The sequence below is a fragment of the Streptomyces sp. NPDC088733 genome, from assembly GCF_044751185.1.
Lineage (GTDB): Bacteria > Actinomycetota > Actinomycetes > Streptomycetales > Streptomycetaceae > Actinacidiphila.
The window spans coordinates 82429-102791 of record NZ_JBIVLH010000001.1; the positions used below are offsets into that span (position 1 = coordinate 82429).

The following is a 20363-nucleotide window of genomic DNA, read 5'->3' on the forward strand; positions in this document are numbered from 1 at the left end:
GGAGGATGTCAATCCCCTCCGGGGTCCGCGGCGGCCGGCTCCACGGCGATGAGCGGCTGGTCGAACTCCACGGGCTGCGCGTCCCCGACGACGATCTCGACGACCCGGCCGGCAACGTCCGACTCGACGGTGCTGAGCATCTTCATGACCTCCAGGACGCCCACCGGCTGACCGGGGGCGACGAGGTCGCCGACCCGGACGTAGGGCGCGCCGCCGGGTTCCTGGGCGCGGTAGAAGGTGCCCACGGTGGGGGCGCAGATGTAGTGCGGGGCCCCGGGCACCGGCCCGGCGGGCTCCCCCGGGGGCTCCTCCGCGGTGATCCGCGGCGCCGGGCCGGCCTCCTCGGGCCGCTCGTGGTCCCGGGGTTCCGGCCACTCGATCTCGACCGAGGTCTGACCGTGCCGCAGCCGGATGCGCCGTGGCGGGGTGGGGACCGACGTGGCCAGTTCGGTCGCGCTGCGGCACACGGCGTCGAGCACCGGGTGCGCCGGCTGCGCGGTGGGGGCCGATCCGTTGAGGTTCCGGCCCACGCCGGCGGCGTGGGCGGGCAACTTGTTGTCGCCGTGGAGCGTCATGGTGCTGCCTCCTCCTCCAGTCGTCCGGAACGGTGCAATCCGGGGGACCCTGAGAGCCGGTGGAACTGGTGGTAGCGATCGCGGCGTTCGGCCAGCAGCCGCTCGGGCTCCAGCGCGCGCAGTTCGTCCAGGGCGGCCGAGAGCGCGCCGCCGACGTGTGCGGCGGCGGCCGCGTGGTCCGCGTGGGCGCCCTCCGGCGGCTCGGGGACGACACCGTCCACGATGCCCAGCCGCAGCAGGTCGCGGGCGTGCAGCCGCAGCGCGGCCGCGGCCAGGGGCGCGGCCCCCGGGTCCTTCCACAGGATCGCGGCGCAGCCCTCGGGGCTGATGACGGAGTAGATGCCGTTGGCGCTGACGAGCACGCGGTCGGCGACGCCCAGCGCGAGGGCGCCGCCGCTGCCGCCCTCGCCGGTGACGACCGCGACCACGGGCACCGGCAGCCGGGACATCAGCCGCAGGTTCTCGGCGATGGCGAGTGCCTGGCCGCCGCTCTCGGCCTCCGGCCCGGGGTCGGCGCCCGGGGTGTCGATCAGGGTGATCACCGGCATGCCGAGCTTGGCGGCGGTGCGCATCAGGCGGGCGGCCTTGCGGTGGCCGGCCGGGCTCGCCATGCCGAAGTGCCGCCGGCGGCGGCCGGCGGGTGTGGGGCCGCCCTTGTGGTGGCCGATCAGCATGACCGGGTGTCCGTCGAGCAGGCCGGGTCCGCCGATGACGGCCGGGCAGTCGGCACCGAGCCGGTCGCCGTGCAGTTCGTGGAAGTCCTCCAGCAGGTGCGCCGCGTAGTCGGCGGCGGTCGGCCGGCGGGGGTGCCGGGCCAGCCGTACGGCCTGCCAGGCGTCGCGCTCGGGCAGGGCGTCCACGTCGCGGACGACGGTCACCGGCGCGCGGGGCGCGGCCGCCCGGTGCGGCGCTCCGGGGCGCATCCCGAGCAGCCGGGTGAGCGCGCCGCGCAGGGCGGCACGCGGCACGACGTCGTCGACGAGACCGTGCGCGAGCAGGAACTCGGCGGTCTGGAAGCCCTCGGGCAACTGCCGCCCGGTGGTCTGCTGCACGACCCGGGGCCCGGCGAAGCCGAGGCGGGCGCCGGGTTCGGCGAGGACGACGTCGGCGAGGGTGGCGTACGAGGCGGCGACACCGCCGTAGGTGGGGTCGGTGACGACGGAGAGCACCAGGACGCCGGCCTCGTCGAGTTCGGCGAGGGCCTGCGCGGTCGCCGCCATCTCCATCAGGGACAGCGCGCCCTCCTGCATCCGGGCCCCGCCGGAGGCGGTGACCAGCAGCAGGGGGACGCGATGGCGCAGGCCGGTCCGAGCGGCGGCGGTGATCCGGGCGCCGACGCCGAGGCCCAGACTGCCGCCCAGGAAGCGGAAGTCCATGACGGCCGCGATCACCGGCCGGCCGCCGATCGTGCCGCGCACGCACAGCACGGCCTCGTCCAGGCCGGTGGTCTCGCGGGCGTCCCGCAGCCGCTGCGCGTAGGGCCGGGTGTCGGTGAACTCCAGGGGGTCGTGCGCAGGCGGCCGCTCGCCACCCTCGGGGACGAGCGGCGCCTGCGAGCCCGGGTCCAGCAGCTGCTCCAGCCGCTGACGGGCGGTGAGCCGGCCGTGCGCGCCGCAGTGCGGGCAGACGCGCAGCATGCGGGCGTAGCGCTTGGTGTAGACGAGCGCCTCGCAGCGTTCGCAGCGCACCCACTCCGGCTCGGTGGCGGCCATGTCAGCCGCTCCGCTCCCAGCGGTAGAACTCCCGGGCCATGGCGTCCTTGGGCTCGCGCCAGGTCTCGGGGTTGTACGGCAGCACGTAGGACGACAGCCGCTCGCTGATGTCGCGGAAGGCGGGGTGGTCCTTGTACCGGGCGACCTCCGGGCCGGGCGGCCGGTCGGCCTCGACCAGGTGGAGGTAGACGTCGCCGAACTGGAAGAGGCTGCGCCCGGTGACGCCGATCAGACCGGGGAGTTCGCCCTGGTCCGAGTCGGCGAACACCCCGGCGACCTGGTCCTCCACGCCCGGCTTGATCCGGGCCACGATGAGCGAGCGGTAGGTGCTCATGCGCGCCCCTCGCCGTCCCGGTGCCGCTTGACGATGCGCTCGCGGATCAGCTCCAGCTGGACCTTGGAGTTCTCGTTGATGCGGTTGGTCATCGCCTCGTCGTCCAGCGGCGCGCCGGGCTTCATGGAGAAGTCCTGGACCCAGCGCATCCGGACGCCCTCGGGGGTGTCCTGGTACGACCAGTGGATGTCCATGTACTGGAACGGTCCGGTCTCGACCCGGTGCGCGCGCACCGTGCGCGAGGCGCGGTCCGCGGTGCGCTCGGAGACCCAGCTCCAGACCTGCCCGTTCTCGTCGGGGTGCATCGTCAGGCGGAAGACGACCCGGTCGCCGTCGCGCTCGACGATCTCCGCGGAGGCGTACTCGCTGAAGAGCTGCGGCCAGTCCTCCACGTCGTTGGTGATGTCCCAGACGAGGTCGAGCGGGGCGGGGATGGTGATCTCGTTCTCGGTGTGGCCGGGCATGAATCAGACTCCTGCCTTGAGTGAGTGGTTGACGACGTCCATGAAGGCGCCGGGGGTCTTGCACGAATCGGCGTCGCCGGCGATCGACACGCCCCGGTCGTTCTCCAGGGCGCCGACGATTCCCAGCAGGCCGAGCGAGTCCAGGCCGTACTCGGCGAAGGGCGTGTCGGGGTGACCGGCCAGCATGGTCGGTTCCACGGTGATGCCCGCGCTGGACTTCATCAGAGCGGCGAGTTCGCCGTACGTGAGTTCCTTGGACATGGAGCACTCTCCTTGGATGGACGGGACGGGCCTCAAGCCCGGACCACGAGGGCCGAGTTGGAGCCCATGAGGCCGCGGCTGAGGACCAGCGCGGTGCGCAGGTCCGCCGGGCGGGGCCGGCCGGTGACCAGATCGAGGTCGTGGCAGATGTCGGTCACGTTGGGGGTCGGGGGGACCACCCCGTGCCGCAGGGCGAGCACGGCGGCGGCCACGTCGAGCACCGGGGCGCCGCAGTAGGCGCGGCCGGTACCGGTCTTGGGGGCGGTGACGGGGACGCGGGCGGCCCACGGCCCGAGGGCGTCGCCGAGCGCCAGCGCCTCGGCCCGGTCGGCCTCGACGGTGCCGAGCGCGTCGGCGAAGACGACGTCGATCTCCTCGGGCGCGCACCGCGCCTCGGTGAGGGCTTCCTGGATCGCCCTGGCCAGGCCCTCGCGGGACCTCTCCCACTGGGAGGCCCCGGTGAAGGTGGCGCCGTGCCCGGCGATGACGGCCCGGACCTCGGCGCCGCGGCGGGCGGCGTGCTCGGCGTCCTCGACGACGAGCATGGCCCCGCCCTCGGCGGGGGCGAAGCCGCGGGCGCGGTCGGTGAAGGGCAGGTAGGCCCGGTCGGGCTCGGACTCGAGGCTGAGTTCCTCGTAGCCGAGCTGGCACACGCCGGAGTACGGCGCCAGCGGTGCCTCGGCGGCGCCGACGACGACGGCCCGGGTGCCGGTGCCGCGGGTGATGTTGCGGCAGGCGTGCGCGATGGCGTCCAGGCCGCCGGCCTCGTCGCTGGCGACGACGCCGCAGGGGCCCTTGAAGCCGCCGCGGATGGAGATCTGGCCGGTGCTCGCCGCGTAGAACCACGCGATGGACTGGTAGGGGCCGACGAAGCTCGGCCCCTTCCCCCACAGGTGCTGGAGTTCGCGCTGGCCGAACTCGCCGCCGCCGGAGCAGGCCGCGGTCACCACACCGATGTCGAACGGGGCGCCCTCGTCCGGGCGCAGGCCGGAGTCGGCCACCGCCTGGTCGGCCGCGGCCATCGCGAAGTGGGTGAACCGGTCGGTCTGGACGGTGTAGCGCTCCTCGACGACCGCGGAGACGTCGAAGCCGCGCACTTCCCCGGCGACGCGCAGCGGAAGGTCCTGGCAGCCCTCGCGGCTGACCGAGTCGAGAACGGCGACGCCCTCCTGGGTGGCCTTCCAGAAGGCGTCGGCACCGATGCCGTTCGGCGCGACCACGCCGATGCCGGTGACCACCGCTTGCGTGCTCATCGCTGGCTCCCCTCCGGTCGGTTGAGGACCACCGCGGACTGGAAGCCACCGAAACCGCTGCCGACGGACAGCACGGTGCGCAGCTTGAGTTCGCGGGCGGTGCGCGGGACGTAGTCCAGGTCGCACTCGGGGTCCGGGGTCTCGTAGTTGGCCGTCGGCGGGACCACGCCGTGGGCGAGGGCGAGGGTGCAGGCGGCGAGTTCGATCGCGCCAATGGCACCGAGGGAGTGGCCGACCATGGACTTGATGGAGCTCATGGGCGTGGAGTAGGCGTGCTCGCCCAGCGAGCGCTTGACCGCGGCGGTCTCGTGGCGGTCGTTCTGCTTGGTGCCGGAGCCGTGGGCGTTGACGTAGTCCACGTCCCGGCGGTCGAGCCGCGCGTGGTCCAGGGCGCGGTCGATGGCCTCGGACATCTCCAGGCCCTCGGTGGTGAGACCGGTCATGTGGTAGGCGTTGCCGTAGGTGGCGTAGCCGCCGATCTCGCAGTAGATACGGGCCCCGCGGGCCCGGGCGTGCTCCAGGTCCTCCAGGATGAGGACGGCGCCGCCCTCGCCCATGACGAAGCCGTCGCGTCGGGCGTCGAAGGGCCGCGAGGCGTGGGCCGGGTCGTCGTTGTTGGGCGACGTGGCCTTGATGGCGTCGAAGCAGGCCACCGTGATCGGGGATATCGGGGAGTCCGAGGCGCCGGCGATGACGATGTCGGCGCGTCCCTCCTCGATGGTGTGGAAGGCGTAGCCGACCGCGTCCAGGCCCGAGGTGCAGCCGGTGGAGACGGTCTGCACGGGCCCGCGGGCGCCGTGCCGCTCGGCTATCTCGGAGGCGAGCGCGCTGGGTGCGAACGCCCGGTGGAGGTGGGCGCCGGCCTTGGCGGGGTCGACGTCCCAGCGGGCGCCGGAGGCGCTGACGCGTATGTAGTCGTGTTCGAGCCGGGTGGTGCCGCCGACGGCGGTGCCGAGCGACACCCCGACGCGCCACGGGTCCTCGTCGTCCAGGTCCAGTCCGGCGTCGCGCAGTGCCTCGGCGGCCGCGACGAGCGCGAACTGCACGTACCGGTCGGCGCGTTCGGTGTCCTTGGGGCTCAGTCCGCAGGCCGCGGGGTCGAAGTCGACCTCGGCGGCTATGCGGGACCGGAAACCCGTCGCGTCGAAGAGCGTGATCCCGCGGGTCGCCGTACGGCCGGCGGTCAGCAGCTCCCAGAACGCGGGGACCCCGACACCGCCGGGGGCGACGACACCTGCCCCGGTGACCGCCACCCGGCGGGTCATGACGCCGGGCCCTGGTGGGTATCGCGGCCCTGGTCGGCCGCAGCGGTCCAGGCGGGCTCGGTGCCCTCCGTGACCTCGGTGTCCACGTGCCCGAGTTCGGGGCGCGGGGCGAGCGGGCCGAGGTGGAAGACGAGCCGGGCCTCGGTGCTGCCGACGTTGCGGAACCGGTGCCGGACGTACGGGGGGATCATCAGGCCCTGCTCGGGCCGGAGCGGGCACGGCTCCCCGTCCAGGTCGACCTCCAGTGAGCCGCACTCCACGTACACGAACTCCTCCGAGTACGGGTGGTAGTGCTCACCGATCCGCTCGCCGGGCTGCACGAGCGCCACGCCCATGAAACCGCTGGTGGCGCCGACCGCGGTCGGGGTGAGCATCGCCCGCAGGTCGCCGCCGCGACGGCGGTTGGGCGCGGTGTCGCCGAGATTCACGATCGTCGGGGTGAACGGAACGTCCCGGTTGCTCCGGTCGTTCGTCAGCAGGTCATCCATGCTTCTCTCCTCCGGCCGGGCCGGCCCCGGGGCGTACCCGGGGCCGGCCGGTACCTGCCGGTTGCGGTGGCGGGTGTGGGGGGTGGTTCAGGACGCGGGCGCGTTCGCGGGGGCTCGCCGGTCGGTGAGCATCCGCATGTCGCACTCGTTGAGGAACCGCTTGAGACCCAGGTCGCTCGAGACGTCCAGGTCGGGCCCGACGTCCAGCAGCCGGGCGAGCACGCTCGCCTTGTGCCGGCCGGCGGCCCCGACCGCGATCAGGGGTGCCTCCTCGACCGGCATGCGCAGGTCGATCAGGCGGACGACGATGTCCTCGCGCAGGTACACGGTGCTCCGCGCGAGCGGGCCCTTCTGGTCCTCGACCGCCTGCTCGTCCTGCGCGGCCAGCATCTTGGCGACGGAGGGCCCGCAGCCGTCCTTGGCGGGGTAGAACAGGGCGTGCCGGCGCAGGGTCTCCGGCCGGTCGGCGCCCTTGGCTACGTGGTGCACGGCCGGCAGTGCCGCGCGGGCGAAGAACTCCCGTGCGGAACTGGGGTCGCTGAGGTCGCGGTGTGCCTCGAGGTAGGGGTTGATGGCCTCCTCGACCTCCTGCACCTCCGGCTGCCGCGCCACGTGGCGCAGCGCCCGGATCAGGTCGCCCTCCACCTCCACCGCACGCACGACACGGTTGCCGTGCATGAACAGCGAGGTGCGGTGCAGCCGCGTGGTCTCGTCGACCTGCGCCTGCGGTGAGGTGTAGCCGGCGAGGATGTCGGCGACGACCGACTCGCTGCCGGGCTTCACGGTGAAGGTGATGGCGTGTCGGTTCAGCCCGTCGCCGACCCTCGGCACCGACTGCAGGAGACCCGGCTCGTACGAGGTACGGGTCTCCCGCAGCACGCCGAAGCGCAGCGAGCGGGTGTCCTTCACGCAGCCGTGCATCGGCTGCACCATCTCCAGATGGGTCGGGCTGTCCACCCATGCGAGGAAGTGCAGCGCACTGTCCCACTCACTGGTGATCAGCCATTGCGAGGGATTCTCGATCGACTGGCAAAGCTGGTCGCTGACGTGCCCGGGCACGGCGGCGACATGGCGGCACATTTGGTCATACGCGTCAAGAAACCGCTGCTCGGCACCGTCCTCGACATCCAGCATGAGGACGACGCGCAGGCGGGTGCCATCGAGCGCGGACTGCGAGACCTTTTCGGCCAGGGGTGTCATATTCCACCTCTTTCGAGAGCGAGCAACCCCGAGGTCCGTCGTCCATTGATCGTGCTGTGGTGGCCCAACCGGTGCGAGATATGTGATCCGATTGGGTGACGGGCGTAAATACGCTCCGTTATCGGGCATCAAGGGAGCTATGACTCCACAGGCCGAAGACCGGGTCCCGGTCCTCATCGTTGGAGGCTCCCTCGTAGGGCTCTCCACTTCCGTCTTCCTGGGCCGGCTCGGCATCCGGCACCTTCTCGTCGAGAAGCACCCGGGAACGTCCATCCACCCCCGCGGCCGCGGCAACAACCTGCGGACCATGGAGGTGTTCCGCACCGCGGGCGCCGAGCAGAAGATCCGGCAGGCGGCCTCGGTCCTCGCCGACAACCACGGCATCCTCCAGGCCGAGTCGCTGACCTCGGCCAACGCCGAGTGGCTGTTCCGCGAGATCGACCCGGGCGGCCGGCTCGCCGGGATCAGCCCCAGCGGCTGGTGCCTGTGCAGCCAGAACGACCTGGAGCCGGTGCTGCTGACGTACGCCCGCGAGCTGGGCGGCGACCTCGCCTTCAGCACCGAGATGCTCTCGTTCGAGCAGGACGGCAGCGGCGTCACCGCGGAGCTGCTGGACCGGGAGACCGGCGCGCGCCGCACGGTGCGGGCGGACTACCTGGTCGCCGCCGACGGCCCGCGCAGCCCGATCCGCGAGCGGCTGGGCATCGGCCACAGCGGCCGGGGCGACCTGTTCGCCAACATCAGCGCCACGTTCCGGGCCAAGCGCCTGGCCGACGCCGTCGGCGACCGGTACTTCATCGCCTGCTACCTGACCAACCCCGAGGCCGACGGGGTGCTGCTGCCCGTCGACAACCAGGAGAACTGGGTCTTCCACGCCCCCTGGCACCCCGAACACGGCGAGAAGATCGAGGACTTCACCGACCAGCGGCTCATCGCCCACATCCGCACCGCGGTGGGCGTGCCCGACCTGGAGATCGAGATCACCGGGCGCGCGCCCTGGCGGGCCGCCGAGCGCGTCGCGGACTCCTACGGCCGCGGCCGGGTGCTGCTCGCCGGCGACTCCGCCCACGAGATGTCCCCGACCGGCGCCTTCGGCTCCAACACCGGTATCCAGGACGCCCACAACCTGGCGTGGAAGCTCGCGGCGGTCGTCGACGGCTGGGCCGGTCCCGGGCTGCTGGAGACCTACGAGGCCGAGCGCCGCCCGGTCGCGGTGGCGACCAGCGAGCGGGCCTCGGCCCGTTCCGCCGAGCACGCCCACCCCGGGTACGCCCCGCCGGCCGGCGGCGGACCGCAGAAGGGCGTCCTCGTGGTCGCCCTCGGCTACCGCTACCCCGAGGGCGCGTTCCTCGGCGGCGAGGCGGGCCGCCCGGTGGTCCCGGAGGACTTCCGTCCGGTCGCCGAGCCCGGCGGGCGCGCCCCGCACCTGTGGGCGACGACCCGGGACGGCGAGCGGCGCTCGACACTGGACCTGTACGAGCGCTCCATGGTGCTGCTCTGCGGCGACGGCACCGAGGGCAGGGCGTGGCACGAGGCCGCCCGCACGGCCGGCGCGCGCCTCGGCGTGCCGCTGGACGCGTACCGCCTCGGCGGCTCCGCCGACGCCGACCTGACCCCCGAGGGCGACACGGACTGGGCCGCCCTGCACGGCATGTCGGCGCGGGGCGCGATCATGGTCCGCCCGGACGGCTTCGTCGCGTGGCGCTCCGAGGACGCCGTGGACGACCCCGGGGCCACCCTGGCCGGGGTGCTCACGACGGTGCTGCGGCGCGGCTGACCGCCCGTCGGACAAGGGCCCCGCGGGGGGCCGGGACCCTGTGTCCCGGCCCCCCGCGGGGCCCGCGTTCTTCCTCCGTCACGGCGCCGTGGGCCGGCCGCCCTCGCCGGGCTCCGGCACCCCGGTCCAGGCGGGGGCGGGCCAGCCGCGCCAGGGGGCGTAGAAGGGGTTGGCCACGCACTGCGCGGTGATCTCGGTCCGGGTCGCGGGGTCCACCGGGCAGCCCTTGACGACGAACTGCCGGGCGATGCCGCCGGGGAAGGCGACGGCCGTCTGCGGCGCGCGGACGGTGCGGGTGCCGACGGTGGCGTTGACGTCGATGCCGCCGGGGGCGTCGATCCAGTAGTGGTAGGCCGCGCCCTGCCGGCGGTAGGCCTCGGGGTCGTACGTCGCGGCGACGTAGGGCGCGGGCTGGTCGCGCTGGACGTAGGACCGCAGGTCGTACTGGCCGTGCGTGTCGGCCGGGCGCAGGCCCTCCTTGAAGACGACCGCGGGCGGCCGGTCGTCCGAGCGGTACAGGGCGAGGCAGTTGGCGCGCCAGGCGGGCTCGCCGGGCCGCATCCTGGCGAGGTCCACGCCGGGGTCCGCCGCCGCGTAGAGCCGGTCGGGGACGAGGGGGCACCACTCGGCGGTGTCGGCGAGCCCGGGGGCGACGGCATCGGCGGTGGCGCACAGCGGGAGGGCGAGGACGCCCAGCGGAAGCGCGGCGGCGCTCAGCCGGCGCAGCATACGCAATGTGATCATATGCTCACGATCACCCCGGTCCGCCCCGGGGACGGGGATGCTCACCCGATCGTCGGCGTGTCCGCGCGATCCGCGCCCCCGCCGCGACGGCGGCCGGTGCAACCGACCCCGTGCCGCCCGTAAAAAGAGGCCCCCTGCGCGCCGTTGTTCGGCGAGGCGGGGGCCTCTCATTCGTCATGGAACCAGGGGGTGTGATCCAAGACGTCCTGGAACGACCGAGCCGGGTCAATGGGGTCGTTACGCACAACTATACGACCTTCCCCACCCCGAACCTCACGATGTGGGCGTGAGGTGGGCCACTGACCTTGCAAACGCAGGCGCGAAGTTCACTTTGTGTTCAACGTTCCATGACGCGCATTTCGAACCAAGTGGTCTTTCCGCGCGGGAGCAGATCCACGCCCCAGCGGTCGGCGAGCTTGTCCACCAGGAACAGGCCGCGGCCGCTGATATCCATCTCCCGCACCGGCATCAGGCAGGGCAGCGCCCGGGACGGGTCGCGCACCTCCACCCGGATCCAGCCGCGGCGGCGCAGCATGCGCAGACCGAAGGTACGGGCCCCGGTGTGCCGCACGGCGTTGCCGACGAGCTCCGAGACGAGTAACTCGACGACGTCGTCGAACTGCGGCAGGCCCCACAGCCGCAGCACCGAGAGCGCCAGCCGGCGGGCGGTTGCCGCGGACTCCGGGCGCGAGGTGAGCCGCACCTCGTCCACGGACGGGTTCCCCACCAGATCGAGGGATGTCGCCGCCAGTTCGTCGGCCGCCGCGGGCGGCCGCCCCGCAGCCGGGATCGTCACCCGCTGCGGCTGTTCCGATGCTCCCTGCTGCCCCGCCATGCCCTCATGATGACCGCCCCGGGCGGCGGTTCGGGGCGGATCGGGGGAATTGACAGGGCGGAATGGGATGTTCCGTGTAGCCGTTTTGACATATGTCAAGGGCAAAAATGGATCTCGCGCAACACCTTTCACCTGCGGGAACCGCGCCCCGACGGCCGCCCGTCCACCCGTCCGGCCCAGGTCGCCTTAAGGTCTGCTTAAGGTTGCCTTAAGGCGACCGGGCCGGTTCCGACGGTCACTCAACCGGGTGGGCCCTAGCGGAACTTCGCCTTGCCGGGACCCTCCTCGACGAAGCTGCGCATGCCCGTCGTCCGGTCCTCGGTGGCGAACAGGCCCGCGAAAAGGTTGCGTTCGATCGTCAGGCCGGTCTCCAGATCGGTCTCCAGACCGGCGTCCACCGCCTCCTTCGCGGCGCGCAGCGCCAGCGCCGGGCCGCGCGCGAGGCGCTCCGCCCAGGCGCGCGCCTCGGCGTACACCTGCTCGGCGGGGACGACCTTGTCCACCAGACCGATCGTCAGCGCCTCGTCCGCCGCCACCATGCGGCCGGTGAAGATGAGGTCCTTGGCCTTGGACGGCCCGACCAGCCGGGACAGCCGCTGGGTGCCGCCGGCGCCCGGGATCAGGCCGAGCAGGATCTCCGGCTGGCCGAGCTTGGCGTTCTCCCCGGCGATCCGGATGTCGGCGCACAGGGCGAGTTCGCAGCCGCCGCCGAGCGCGTACCCCGTCACGGCGGCGACCACCGGCTTGGGGATCCGGGCGACCGCCGTAAAGGAGTCCTGCAGCGCGCGGGCCCGCACGGCCATGGCCTCGTAGTCCATGGCCTGCATTTCCTTGATGTCCGCGCCCGCCGCGAACACCTTCTCGCCGCCCCAGACCACCACGGCGCGGACGTCGTCGCGCCGGGCCGCCTCCTCGGCGACCTCGCGGAGCCGGTCCTGCGTCGCGACGTCCAGCGCGTTCATCGGGGGGCGGTCCAGGCGAATGGTGCCGACACCCTCGTCGACCTCGAGATTGACTGTCATGGCCGACGAGGGTATCCGTGAACGCCCGTTTACGCTGCGACGTGCCTCACGGGCACGGCGCCCGGCGTCAGGACGCGGCGGTCCACTCGCTCCACGGCATGTTCCAGCCGTTGAGCCCGTTCCACCACTGCACCGTCTTGTCCTTGGAGTTCTTCACCTCGACCACGTCACCGATGATCGAGTTGTTGTAGAACCAGCCGGACGGGCTGCTGCTGCTGCCGCCGCGCACGTCCTGCAGACCGACGCAGCCGTGGCTGACGTTGGCGTTGCCGAAGGTGGACGGGCTGGCCCAGTAGTTGCCGTGGACGAACGTGCCCGAGGTGGTCAGGCGCTGCGCGTGCGGCACGTCCTTGATGTCGTACTCGCCGCCGTAGCCCACCGTGTCCCCGTTCATGCGGGTGACCGGGTAGCGCTCGGTGATGACCATCTTGCCGTTGTAGGTGGTCGTGCCGGGGCCGCCGGAGGTGATCGGGACGGTCCTCAGCAGCTTGCCGTCGCGGTAGACCTTCATGGTGTGCTTCGCGGCGTCCACGATGCTGACCTGGCTGCGGCCCACCGTGTAGTGGACGTCCTTGGCCTGGGTGCCGTAGACACCGTCCGCGCCCTCGACGCCGTTCAGCCGCAGGGAGAGCGTGATCTTGGTGCCCTTCGCCCAGTACTTCTCCGGGCGGAAGTCGATGCGCTGGTTGCCGTACCAGTGGCCGGCAACGGGGACGGACGGGCTCGCGGTGACCTGGATGGCCTTCTCGACGGCCTTCTTGTCCTTGATGGCGCGGTTGAAGTTGAGGGAGACCTCCATGCCCGTGCCGATCGTCTGACCGTCCTCGGGGGTGAAGAAGCCGATGAAGGTGTCCTTCGGGGTGACCGTGGTGAAGCTCGCGTGCTTGGCGGACTCGCGGCCCGCGCTGTCCTTGGCTATCGCGTCCACCGTGTACTTGGTCGAGGCGCCCAGTGTCTGCGAGGGCTCCCAGCCCGTGCCGTCGGCGGATATCTCCCCGTCGACCGGCTCCCCCTTGGCCGTCTTCACCACGACCGAGGTCAACTTGCCCTTGCCGGCGGTGACCTTCAGCGTGCCCGTGGTGGCCACGTCGTCCGCGCCGTCCTCCGGCGCGATCGTCACGACCGCCTGCGACTCGGTGGTGTCACCGGTGCCGCCGCCCGCCGACGCCGACGCCCCCGGCTTGGCGGCCTTGTCGCCGCCGTCCTTGCTGTCTCCGCTCGCGCTGCCCCCGCAGGCGGTCACGAGCAGCAGCATCGCCCCCACCGCCAGAGCCACGGTGCTGCGCTTGGCGCCCGGCGCTCCCTGTATCGCCTTCAACTCTCTTCTCCCCATGCCCGGCCGTGCCCGTGTGAGTCCCCCTCACTCTTGTGCCAGCCAACCACAGGAAAGCGGTCCGGCAGGTCCCGGTAATGTCACCGTTCCGTCCCGATCACCGGGCCCTGCCAGAGCGGGTGTTCAGCCGCCGGCGAGCCACTGCTGCCAGGACAGGTTCCAGCCGCCCAGACCGTTGTCCGGGGCGACGGTCCGGTCGTGGGAGTTGACCACCGTGACCGTGTCCCCGACCAGGGTGTGGTCGAAGAACCAGCCCGCCGGGGTGGCGTCCCCGCCGCCCTTCACGTCGTACAGGCCGACGCAGCCGTGGCTGGTGTTCGCGGAGCCGAAGGTGCCGGGCGGCGCCCAGTAACTGCCGTGCACGAAGGTGCCGGAGCGGGTCAGGCGCAGGGCGTGCGGGACGTCGGGGATGTCGTACTCGCCGCCGAAGCCCACGGTGTCGCCGTTCATCCGGGTCAGCCGCAGCTTCTCGGAGACGACCATGGCGCCGTTGTACGTCGGGTTGTCGGGCGCGCCGGCCGAGACGGGCAGGACGCGGAAGACCTGGCCGGCCCGGCGCACCGTCATGGTGTGGGTGGCCGCGTCGACGACGCTGGTCTGGTCGCGGCCGACGGTGAAGCGCACGTCCTTGTGCTGCACCCCGTACACCTCGTGCGCCGCCTCCACGTCGCGCAGCCGCAGCGCGAGGGTGACCTCGGTGCCCGGCTGCCAGCGGTAGCGGGGCCGGAAGTCCAGGCGCTGGTCGCCGAACCAGTGCGGCTCGACGTCGACGGCCGGCACGGAGGTCACGGAGATCGCGCGCTCGACGGCCGCGCGATCGGCCACGGGGCGGTTGAAGTCCAGGGACACGATCATCCCGGTGCCCACCGTCTGGCCGTCCTCGGGCGTGAAGTAGCCGACCAGGGTGTTCCGGGGCACGAGGGTGGTGAACACCGCGTGCTTGGCGGCGCGCCGGCCGTCGCCGTCCACCGCGACCGCGTCCACGGTGTACTTCGCCGACAGCGCCAGGCGGTCGCGCGGCTGCCAGCGGGTGCGGTCGGCGCTCAGCGCGCCGTCGATCGCCGTCCCCTCGCCGTCGGCGACCCGCACGGAGGTGAGCCGGCCGCGTTCCGCCTCCACGGTGAACGGATCGTCGGGGCGCACCTCGCGGGCCCCGTCACCGGGCGTGATCCGGATCTGGGCCCGGGACACCTTCGGCGCGTGGTCCGCGGTGCCGCCCTCCGCGGGCGCGAACCCCAGACCGCATGCCGTCAGCACCGAACCCAGCCATATGGCGGCGGTCAATCCCACCCCCGCGCGCACAGCGCGCCGCACCGCAGTCGTCACGCAGGGTCAACGAGCGGGCGGGCGCGGGGAAACGCGCCGGCGCCGCCGATCGATCAGGCGTGTGACGTCGTACGGGGAACGGGAAAGTAAAGCGGGAGGGCGCAGCGCGCGCACGGGAGGGACACCGTGCCGCGACGGTCCTGGCCGGCGCGGCCAGGACCGGCCGTCCCCCGAGCCGCAGGAGGCGAGCACGTGTCAGAGACGCGCCAGGACGATACGGCCGAGCGGGCCGGCATGCTGCGCCCGGTCGGCCCCCCGATCGCTCCCCTGTCCGTGCCCCTCCCGCGCCCGCACTCCGATCCGGCTGCCGCCGAGCCGGAGCCGGCGACGGAGGTCTGGCCGGGCAGCCCGCAGCCGCTGGGGGCCCGCTTCCACCTCGGCCCGGACGGACGGCAGGGCACCAATTTCGCGCTGTGGGCGGGCGGCGCCGAGTCCGTCGAGCTGTGCCTGTTCGACGACGACGGCGCCGAGACCAGGGTCCCGCTGACCGAGCTGACCCATGAGATCTGGCACGGCTTCGTCCCCGGCGTCCTGCCGGGCCGGCGCTACGGCTACCGCGTGGGCGGCCGCTGGGACCCGTGGACCGGCGCCCGCTGGAACCCGGCCAAGCTGCTGCTCGACCCGTACGCGCGCGCCGTGGACGGCGACTTCACGCTGCCCCCGGAGGTGTACGGGCACGTCCGCGACTGGCCCGAGCGCGCGGTCGCCGACACCGTGCGCGACAACCGCGACTCGGCCCCGCACGTCCCCAAGGGCGTCGTGGTGGACGACGACGACTCCTGGGAGGACGACCGGCGGCCGAAGACGCCCTGGGCCGACTCCGTCATCTACGAGCTGCACGTGCGCGGCTTCACCATGCGCCACCCCGGCATCCCGCCCGAGCTGCGCGGCACCTACGCGGGGCTGGCGCACCCCGCGGCGGTGGAGTACCTGGCGGGCCTCGGCGTGACGGCGGTCGAACTGCTGCCGGTGCACCAGTTCGCGCACGAGGACCATCTGCTGCGCCGGGGCCTGCGCAACTACTGGGGCTACAACTCCGTCGGCTACTTCGCCCCGCACGCCGGCTACGCCGCCACCGGCAGCCGCGGGCAGCAGGTCGGCGAGTTCAAGGCGATGGTGCGCGCGCTGCACGACGCGGGCATCGAGGTGATCCTCGACGTCGTCTACAACCACACCGCCGAGGGCAGCGAGCTGGGCCCGACCCTGTCGCTGCGGGGCATCGACAACCGCGGCTACTACCGGCTCCAGGGCGACGCCCGTCGCTACGCCGACTACACCGGCTGCGGCAACACCCTGCACGTCGTGCAGCCGCAGGTGCTGCGGCTGATCACGGACTCGCTGCGCTACTGGGTCACCGAGATGGGCGTCGACGGCTTCCGCTTCGACCTGGCGGCGGCGCTGGCCCGCTCCATGCACGACGTCGACATGCTCTCGCCCTTCCTCGCCGTCATCGCCCAGGACCCGGTGCTGCGCCGGGTCAAACTGATCGCCGAGCCGTGGGACGTCGGCTCCGGCGGCTACCAGGTGGGCGCCTTCCCGCCGTTGTGGACGGAGTGGAACGACCGCTACCGCGACACGGTGCGCGACTTCTGGCGCGGCACCCACCACGACGTCCGCGACCTCGGCTACCGGTTGTCGGGCTCCAGCGACCTGTACGCCTGGGGCGGCCGCCGCCCGTACGCCTCGGTCAACTTCATCACCGCGCACGACGGCTTCACCCTGCGCGACCTGGTGAGCTACGAGAGCAAGCACAACGAGGCCAACGGCGAGGACAACCGCGACGGCACCAACGACAACCGCTCCTGGAACTGCGGACACGAGGGCGAGACCGACGACCCGCAGGTAACGGCGCTGCGCCGGCGGCAGCTGCGCAACATGCTCGCCACCTTGCTGCTGTCCACGGGCGTGCCGATGCTCACCGCCGGCGACGAGGCGGGGCGCACCCAGGGCGGCAACAACAACGCCTACTGCCAGGACAACGAGATCGGCTGGATGGACTGGTCGCTGCTGGATGACCCGGCCTGGGCCGCACTGCACGACCTGACCACCCGTCTGGTGCGGCTGCGCAGGCGTCACCCGGTGCTGCGCCGCAGGGCCTTCTTCTCCGGCCGCCCGCAGTCCGACAACGGGCTGCGGGACCTGGCCTGGTTCACCCCGCGGGGACGGGAGATGACCGAGGGGGACTGGCACCAGGCGACCTCGACGCTCGGGATGTACCTGTCCGGGGCGGACATCCCGCACCGCGACCAGCGGGGGCAGCCGGTGCGGGACGACAGCTTCCTGGCCGTGCTGCACGCCTCGCACCGCCCGGTGCGCTTCACCCTGCCGGGCGCGCCGTGGGCGGCGGCGTACGAACTGCTGCTGGACACCTCGCGCGAGGACCAGGCGGAGGCGCCCGGCACCGCGTACCAGGCCGGTGACGTCCTGACGGTGCCGGGGCGGACGGTGCTGCTGCTGCGGGTCGTCTGAGCAGGTCCGGCACGCAGCGGGGGACGGCGCGGAAACGGAGCCCGGCCGTCCCCGGGAAGGGGGTGGACTCGGCCAATTGGTCCAGTCCACACTGGTCGTCCGTGACCGCTGCCCCACCGCCCCCGCCGCCCCCGCCGCCCCCGCCGCCCTCCCCGCCGCGAACCGGCGCCCGCACGCGCGCCGTCGCCCCCGACGGCGGCGGCCTGTGGTCCCGGCCGTTCCGGCTCTACTTCACCGCGCGGAGCATCGCGATGCTCGGCGACTCGATGCTCCCGGTCGCGCTCTCGGCCGGGCTGCTCCAACACGGCTACGGCGCCGGCGACATCGGCTTCGCCATGGCCTCGTTCACCGCCTGCTTCGCGGGCCTGGTGATCCTCGGCGGTGTGATCGCCGACCGCTTCAGCGCCCGCACGCTCATGATCGGCGCGGACCTGGTGCGGGTGGGGACCCAGTCGCTGGCCTCGGCGCTGTTCTTCACCGGGCATGTGGTGCTCTGGCAGGTGTGCGTCATCGGCGCGGTCAACGGCACGGCGGCGGCCATGTTCCAGCCAGGCGTGGCCAGCACCGTGCCCCAGGTGGCCCGGGACGTGCAAGGCGCCAACGGCGTGATCCGCACCGCGGAGTCCCTGATGGCGCTCGCCGGTCCGGCGGTCGCCGGTCTGCTGGTGGCGTTCGCCTCGGCCGGGGCGGTCTTCGCGGCGCACGCGGGCACGTACGCCGTGAGCGCCGTCTGCCTGATCCTGCTCCGGCTCCCCCGGCGGATGGCGCACGAGACGGAGGACAAACGGGCACGCAGTACCTTCCGGGCCGATCTCGCCGAGGGGTGGCGGGAGTTCCGGGCCCGCACCTGGATGTGGTCGGTGATCGTCGTCTGGATGGTCTTCATGATCATGGTCATGGGTCCGGTCACCCCGCTGGCCGCCGCCCAGATCCTGCCCGCGCACGGTCCCGAGGCCTACGGCCTGGTCAGCTCGGCGCTGGGAGCGGGCACCGCGGTCGGCGGCCTGCTCGCGATCAGGGTGCGGCCGGCGCGGCCCCTGCGCGGCGGCTCGATCGCCCTGTTCGGCTCCGCGCTGTACCCCGCGTCGGTCGGACTGGCGCTGCCGGTGCCGCTGATCGCCGCGGCGGTCTTCGCGGCGGGCATGTCGTGGGCCTTCTGGGGTGTGATGTGGGCCACCAGCGTGCAGACCCAGGTGCCCGGCGAGATCCTCAACCGGATCCACGCGTACGAGGTCGCGGGGTCGGTCGCCATGCTGCCCGTCGGCCAGGCCCTGGCGGGCCCCGCGGCCGGATTCTTCGGGGCCCGTCCGGTGCTGCTGGCCGGTGGCGTGGTGACGGTGGGGGTCTGCGTGGCGCTGCTGTCGGTGCCCGCCGTGCGGGACCTCGGCCGAAAATCCGGATGAGCGTTGTCAGTGGTGGCACGTAGTCTCTGAAACGATGCCTGAGTCGACCATCCAACCCGCGCCCGACCGTCCTCGATCCGCAGTCCGCTCACTGCTGCGCCTGTGGCCGTACGTGAAGCCGGTCAGCCACCGGCTGTTCGGTTCCGCGGGCGTGGCCGTCGTCGCGTCCTGCCTCGCGCTGCTCATCCCACTCGTCCTGAAGTGGATCGTGGACGGCCCGGTCGCCGACGGCGACCCCTCCGGTGTCTGGCTCGGCGGCGGCGTCGTGCTGCTGCTCGGGCTGATGGAGGCGGGGCTCTTCGGCGTGCGGCGCTGGCTGGTGGCCCGGCCGATGGCGGGCCTCGAGGCGACCATGCGGGCGGACCTGTACCGCCGGCTCCAGCGGCTTCCGGTGGCGTTCCACGACCGCTGGGGCTCGGGGCAGCTGCTGTCGCGCGCCACCAACGACCTGCAGATCCTGCGGATGTTCCTGACCTTCCCCATGGTCTTCCTCGCGGTCAACGGCGCGACGATCCTGGCGGGCTTCGCCATCCTGTTCTTCCAGCACTGGTCGCTCGGGCTGATCCTGCTCGGGCCGGTCGTGCCGCTGGTGTTCCTCTGCGCGTACTTCGAGGCGCGCTACCAGCAGGCCTCCCGGCTCGCCCAGGACCAGGTCGGCGACCTGACCACGCTGGTCGAGGAGTCCGTGCTCGGCATCCGCATCATCAAGGCCTTCGGACGGCACCGCAGCCAGGCCGAGTCCTTCCGCCGCCAGTCGCGCGAGCTGCGCGGTACAGAACTGCGCAAGGCCCGGCTGCTGGCGGACCTGTGGATGGTCATCACGGCCCTGCCGGACGTGGCGCTCGGCGCGGCGCTGGTGCTGGGCGCCACCCAGGTGGCCGACGGCAAGCTGTCCGCAGGCACGCTGGTGGCCTTCCTCTCCACCGCGCTGGCGCTGCGCTGGCCGGTGGAGTCGCTGGGCTGGCTGCTGTCGTTCAGCAACGAGGCGGCCACCGCCGCCGACCGCGTCTTCGAGGTGCTGGACTCCGAGCTGCCCCCGGAGACCGGCAGCGGCACCGGGCCGGAGGTGACGGCCGGCGGCGGCGACGGCATCCGCTTCTCCGGCGTCCGCTTCCGCTACCCCGACGCCCCCGACGGCACCCCGGACCTGCTCACCGGCATCGACCTGCACATCCGCAGCGGCGAGACGGTCGCCCTGGTCGGCTCCACGGGCAGCGGCAAGACCACGCTCACCTCGCTGATCCCCCGGCTGTACGAGCCGACCGGGGGCCGCATCACCCTGGACGGCGCCGACACCGCCGGGCTGAGCCGCTCGGCGCTGCGCCACCTCGTCGCGACGGCCTTCGAGGAGCCCACGCTCTTCTCCGCCAGCGTCCGGGAGAACGTCCTGATGGGCGCGCCCGACGCGGACGAGGCCGATCTGCTGCGGGCGTTGGGGATCGCCCAGTGCGACTTCGTCCACAAGCTGCCGCACGGTGTGGAGACCCAGGTCGGCGAGCAGGGCCTGAGCCTGTCCGGCGGCCAGCGGCAGCGCCTGGCCCTGGCCCGCGCGGTGGTCGGGCGGCCGCGCTTCCTCGTCCTCGACGACCCGCTGTCCGCGCTGGACGTGCACACCGAGGCCCTCGTCGAGGGCGCCCTGCGCCAGGTGCTCGCCACGACCACCGCCCTGGTCGTGGCCCACCGTCCCTCCACGGTGATGCTCGCCGACCGCGTCGCCCTGATGGCCGGCGGCCGGATCACCGAGATCGGCACGCACCACGAACTGCTCGCCGCGTCCCCGGAGTACCGCCGTCTGATGTCCGGCCAGGACGAGCCCGCCACCGTCCCCTCCGGGGGAGGCGCGGCCTGATGACCCCGTCCCGCACCGGCCGCGGCACGATCCGATCCCAAGGGAGCAGCGCA

The 20363-nt window shown here is 72.9% G+C and carries 18 protein-coding genes; 4 read left to right on the forward strand and 14 right to left on the reverse strand.

Features of this window, described 5'->3' with window-relative positions; translation table 11 throughout:
* Nucleotides 1-8 precede the first annotated feature (8 nt).
* The 9 genes from ACIP64_RS00330 to ACIP64_RS00370 form a co-directional block, all read right to left on the reverse strand.
* A complete protein-coding gene (locus tag ACIP64_RS00330; protein ID WP_401580203.1) occupies nucleotides 9-575 on the reverse strand; it encodes an acetyl-CoA carboxylase biotin carboxyl carrier protein in 567 nt (188 codons plus the stop codon).
* Nucleotides 572-2287: a carboxyltransferase subunit alpha gene (accA, locus tag ACIP64_RS00335; protein WP_401580205.1), complete on the reverse strand. Its 1716-nt coding sequence runs from the start codon at nucleotides 2285-2287 to the stop codon at nucleotides 572-574. Before accA ends, ACIP64_RS00330 begins: the two co-directional genes overlap by 4 nt.
* 1 nt (nucleotide 2288) lies before the next feature.
* Nucleotides 2289-2621 carry a TcmI family type II polyketide cyclase gene (locus ACIP64_RS00340; protein ID WP_360909728.1) on the reverse strand — a complete coding sequence of 111 codons (333 nt, stop codon included), beginning with the start codon at nucleotides 2619-2621 and terminating at the stop codon, nucleotides 2289-2291.
* Nucleotides 2618-3085, reverse strand: coding sequence for an SRPBCC family protein (locus ACIP64_RS00345; protein WP_360909730.1), 468 nt, complete (start codon nucleotides 3083-3085; stop codon nucleotides 2618-2620). Before ACIP64_RS00345 ends, ACIP64_RS00340 begins: the two co-directional genes overlap by 4 nt.
* Nucleotides 3086-3088: 3 nt before the next feature.
* Nucleotides 3089-3346: an acyl carrier protein gene (locus tag ACIP64_RS00350; RefSeq protein WP_360909732.1), complete on the reverse strand. Its 258-nt coding sequence runs from the start codon at nucleotides 3344-3346 to the stop codon at nucleotides 3089-3091.
* A gap of 32 nt (nucleotides 3347-3378) precedes the next feature.
* Complete coding sequence (locus ACIP64_RS00355) at nucleotides 3379-4599, reverse strand: ketosynthase chain-length factor (RefSeq protein ID WP_401580208.1); 1221 nt, start codon at nucleotides 4597-4599, stop codon at nucleotides 3379-3381.
* Entirely contained in the window at nucleotides 4596-5864 is a 1269-nt protein-coding gene (locus ACIP64_RS00360; protein ID WP_401580209.1) for a beta-ketoacyl-[acyl-carrier-protein] synthase family protein, read from the reverse strand. Before ACIP64_RS00360 ends, ACIP64_RS00355 begins: the two co-directional genes overlap by 4 nt.
* Entirely contained in the window at nucleotides 5861-6352 is a 492-nt protein-coding gene (locus ACIP64_RS00365) for a cupin domain-containing protein (protein ID WP_360909738.1), read from the reverse strand. The genes ACIP64_RS00360 and ACIP64_RS00365 overlap by 4 nt, the downstream gene beginning before the upstream one ends.
* 87 nt (nucleotides 6353-6439) lie before the next feature.
* Nucleotides 6440-7552 carry a SchA/CurD-like domain-containing protein gene (locus ACIP64_RS00370; protein ID WP_360909740.1) on the reverse strand — a complete coding sequence of 371 codons (1113 nt, stop codon included), beginning with the start codon at nucleotides 7550-7552 and terminating at the stop codon, nucleotides 6440-6442.
* Between the two features lie 139 nt (nucleotides 7553-7691).
* Here ACIP64_RS00370 and ACIP64_RS00375 point away from each other — a divergent pair, with 139 nt between their 5' ends.
* Nucleotides 7692-9329: an FAD-dependent oxidoreductase gene (locus ACIP64_RS00375; RefSeq protein ID WP_401580212.1), complete on the forward strand. Its 1638-nt coding sequence runs from the start codon at nucleotides 7692-7694 to the stop codon at nucleotides 9327-9329.
* A 78-nt stretch (nucleotides 9330-9407) separates the two neighbouring features.
* On the opposite strand, the gene ACIP64_RS00380 is transcribed toward ACIP64_RS00375, so the two are convergent.
* The 5 genes from ACIP64_RS00380 to ACIP64_RS00400 form a co-directional block, all read right to left on the reverse strand.
* Entirely contained in the window at nucleotides 9408-10073 is a 666-nt protein-coding gene (locus ACIP64_RS00380) for a hypothetical protein (protein ID WP_401580214.1), read from the reverse strand.
* Between the two features lie 337 nt (nucleotides 10074-10410).
* Nucleotides 10411-10908, reverse strand: coding sequence for an ATP-binding protein (locus ACIP64_RS00385; RefSeq protein WP_401580216.1), 498 nt, complete (start codon nucleotides 10906-10908; stop codon nucleotides 10411-10413).
* 254 nt (nucleotides 10909-11162) lie between these two features.
* A complete protein-coding gene (locus tag ACIP64_RS00390; RefSeq protein ID WP_401580217.1) occupies nucleotides 11163-11930 on the reverse strand; it encodes an enoyl-CoA hydratase/isomerase family protein in 768 nt (255 codons plus the stop codon).
* A 67-nt stretch (nucleotides 11931-11997) separates the two neighbouring features.
* The gene (locus ACIP64_RS00395) at nucleotides 11998-13185 is read right to left on the reverse strand and encodes an Ig-like domain-containing protein (protein ID WP_401581092.1); all 1188 of its coding nucleotides are present in this window, start codon (nucleotides 13183-13185) and stop codon (nucleotides 11998-12000) included.
* Between the two features lie 201 nt (nucleotides 13186-13386).
* A complete protein-coding gene (locus ACIP64_RS00400; RefSeq protein WP_401580219.1) occupies nucleotides 13387-14553 on the reverse strand; it encodes an Ig-like domain-containing protein in 1167 nt (388 codons plus the stop codon).
* A 228-nt stretch (nucleotides 14554-14781) separates the two neighbouring features.
* Between ACIP64_RS00400 and glgX the strand changes: the two genes are divergently transcribed.
* From glgX to ACIP64_RS00415, 3 genes are all read left to right on the forward strand, one after another.
* Nucleotides 14782-17058 carry a glycogen debranching protein GlgX gene (gene glgX / locus ACIP64_RS00405; RefSeq protein WP_401580220.1) on the forward strand — a complete coding sequence of 759 codons (2277 nt, stop codon included), beginning with the start codon at nucleotides 14782-14784 and terminating at the stop codon, nucleotides 17056-17058.
* A 203-nt stretch (nucleotides 17059-17261) separates the two neighbouring features.
* Nucleotides 17262-18461: an MFS transporter gene (locus tag ACIP64_RS00410; RefSeq protein WP_401581095.1), complete on the forward strand. Its 1200-nt coding sequence runs from the start codon at nucleotides 17262-17264 to the stop codon at nucleotides 18459-18461.
* 34 nt (nucleotides 18462-18495) lie between these two features.
* Nucleotides 18496-20310, forward strand: a complete 1815-nt coding sequence (locus ACIP64_RS00415) for an ABC transporter ATP-binding protein (RefSeq protein WP_401580222.1) — start codon at nucleotides 18496-18498, stop codon at nucleotides 20308-20310.
* The last annotated feature ends 53 nt before the right edge of the window (nucleotides 20311-20363 follow it).

Coding starts and splice junctions, on each gene's coding strand:
- ACIP64_RS00340 (WP_360909728.1), bottom strand. CDS start 2,621: ATGAGCACCTACCGCTCGCTCATCGTGGCCCGGATCAAGCCGGGCGTG.
- ACIP64_RS00390 (WP_401580217.1), bottom strand. CDS start 11,930: ATGACAGTCAATCTCGAGGTCGACGAGGGTGTCGGCACCATTCGCCTG.
- ACIP64_RS00345 (WP_360909730.1), bottom strand. CDS start 3,085: ATGCCCGGCCACACCGAGAACGAGATCACCATCCCCGCCCCGCTCGAC.
- accA (WP_401580205.1), bottom strand. CDS start 2,287: ATGGCCGCCACCGAGCCGGAGTGGGTGCGCTGCGAACGCTGCGAGGCG.
- ACIP64_RS00385 (WP_401580216.1), bottom strand. CDS start 10,908: ATGGCGGGGCAGCAGGGAGCATCGGAACAGCCGCAGCGGGTGACGATC.
- ACIP64_RS00365 (WP_360909738.1), bottom strand. CDS start 6,352: ATGGATGACCTGCTGACGAACGACCGGAGCAACCGGGACGTTCCGTTC.
- ACIP64_RS00375 (WP_401580212.1), top strand. CDS start 7,692: ATGACTCCACAGGCCGAAGACCGGGTCCCGGTCCTCATCGTTGGAGGC.
- ACIP64_RS00350 (WP_360909732.1), bottom strand. CDS start 3,346: ATGTCCAAGGAACTCACGTACGGCGAACTCGCCGCTCTGATGAAGTCC.
- ACIP64_RS00380 (WP_401580214.1), bottom strand. CDS start 10,073: ATGATCACATTGCGTATGCTGCGCCGGCTGAGCGCCGCCGCGCTTCCG.
- ACIP64_RS00395 (WP_401581092.1), bottom strand. CDS start 13,185: ATGCTGCTGCTCGTGACCGCCTGCGGGGGCAGCGCGAGCGGAGACAGC.
- ACIP64_RS00415 (WP_401580222.1), top strand. CDS start 18,496: ATGCCTGAGTCGACCATCCAACCCGCGCCCGACCGTCCTCGATCCGCA.
- ACIP64_RS00355 (WP_401580208.1), bottom strand. CDS start 4,599: ATGAGCACGCAAGCGGTGGTCACCGGCATCGGCGTGGTCGCGCCGAAC.
- ACIP64_RS00370 (WP_360909740.1), bottom strand. CDS start 7,552: ATGACACCCCTGGCCGAAAAGGTCTCGCAGTCCGCGCTCGATGGCACC.
- ACIP64_RS00330 (WP_401580203.1), bottom strand. CDS start 575: ATGACGCTCCACGGCGACAACAAGTTGCCCGCCCACGCCGCCGGCGTG.
- ACIP64_RS00360 (WP_401580209.1), bottom strand. CDS start 5,864: ATGACCCGCCGGGTGGCGGTCACCGGGGCAGGTGTCGTCGCCCCCGGC.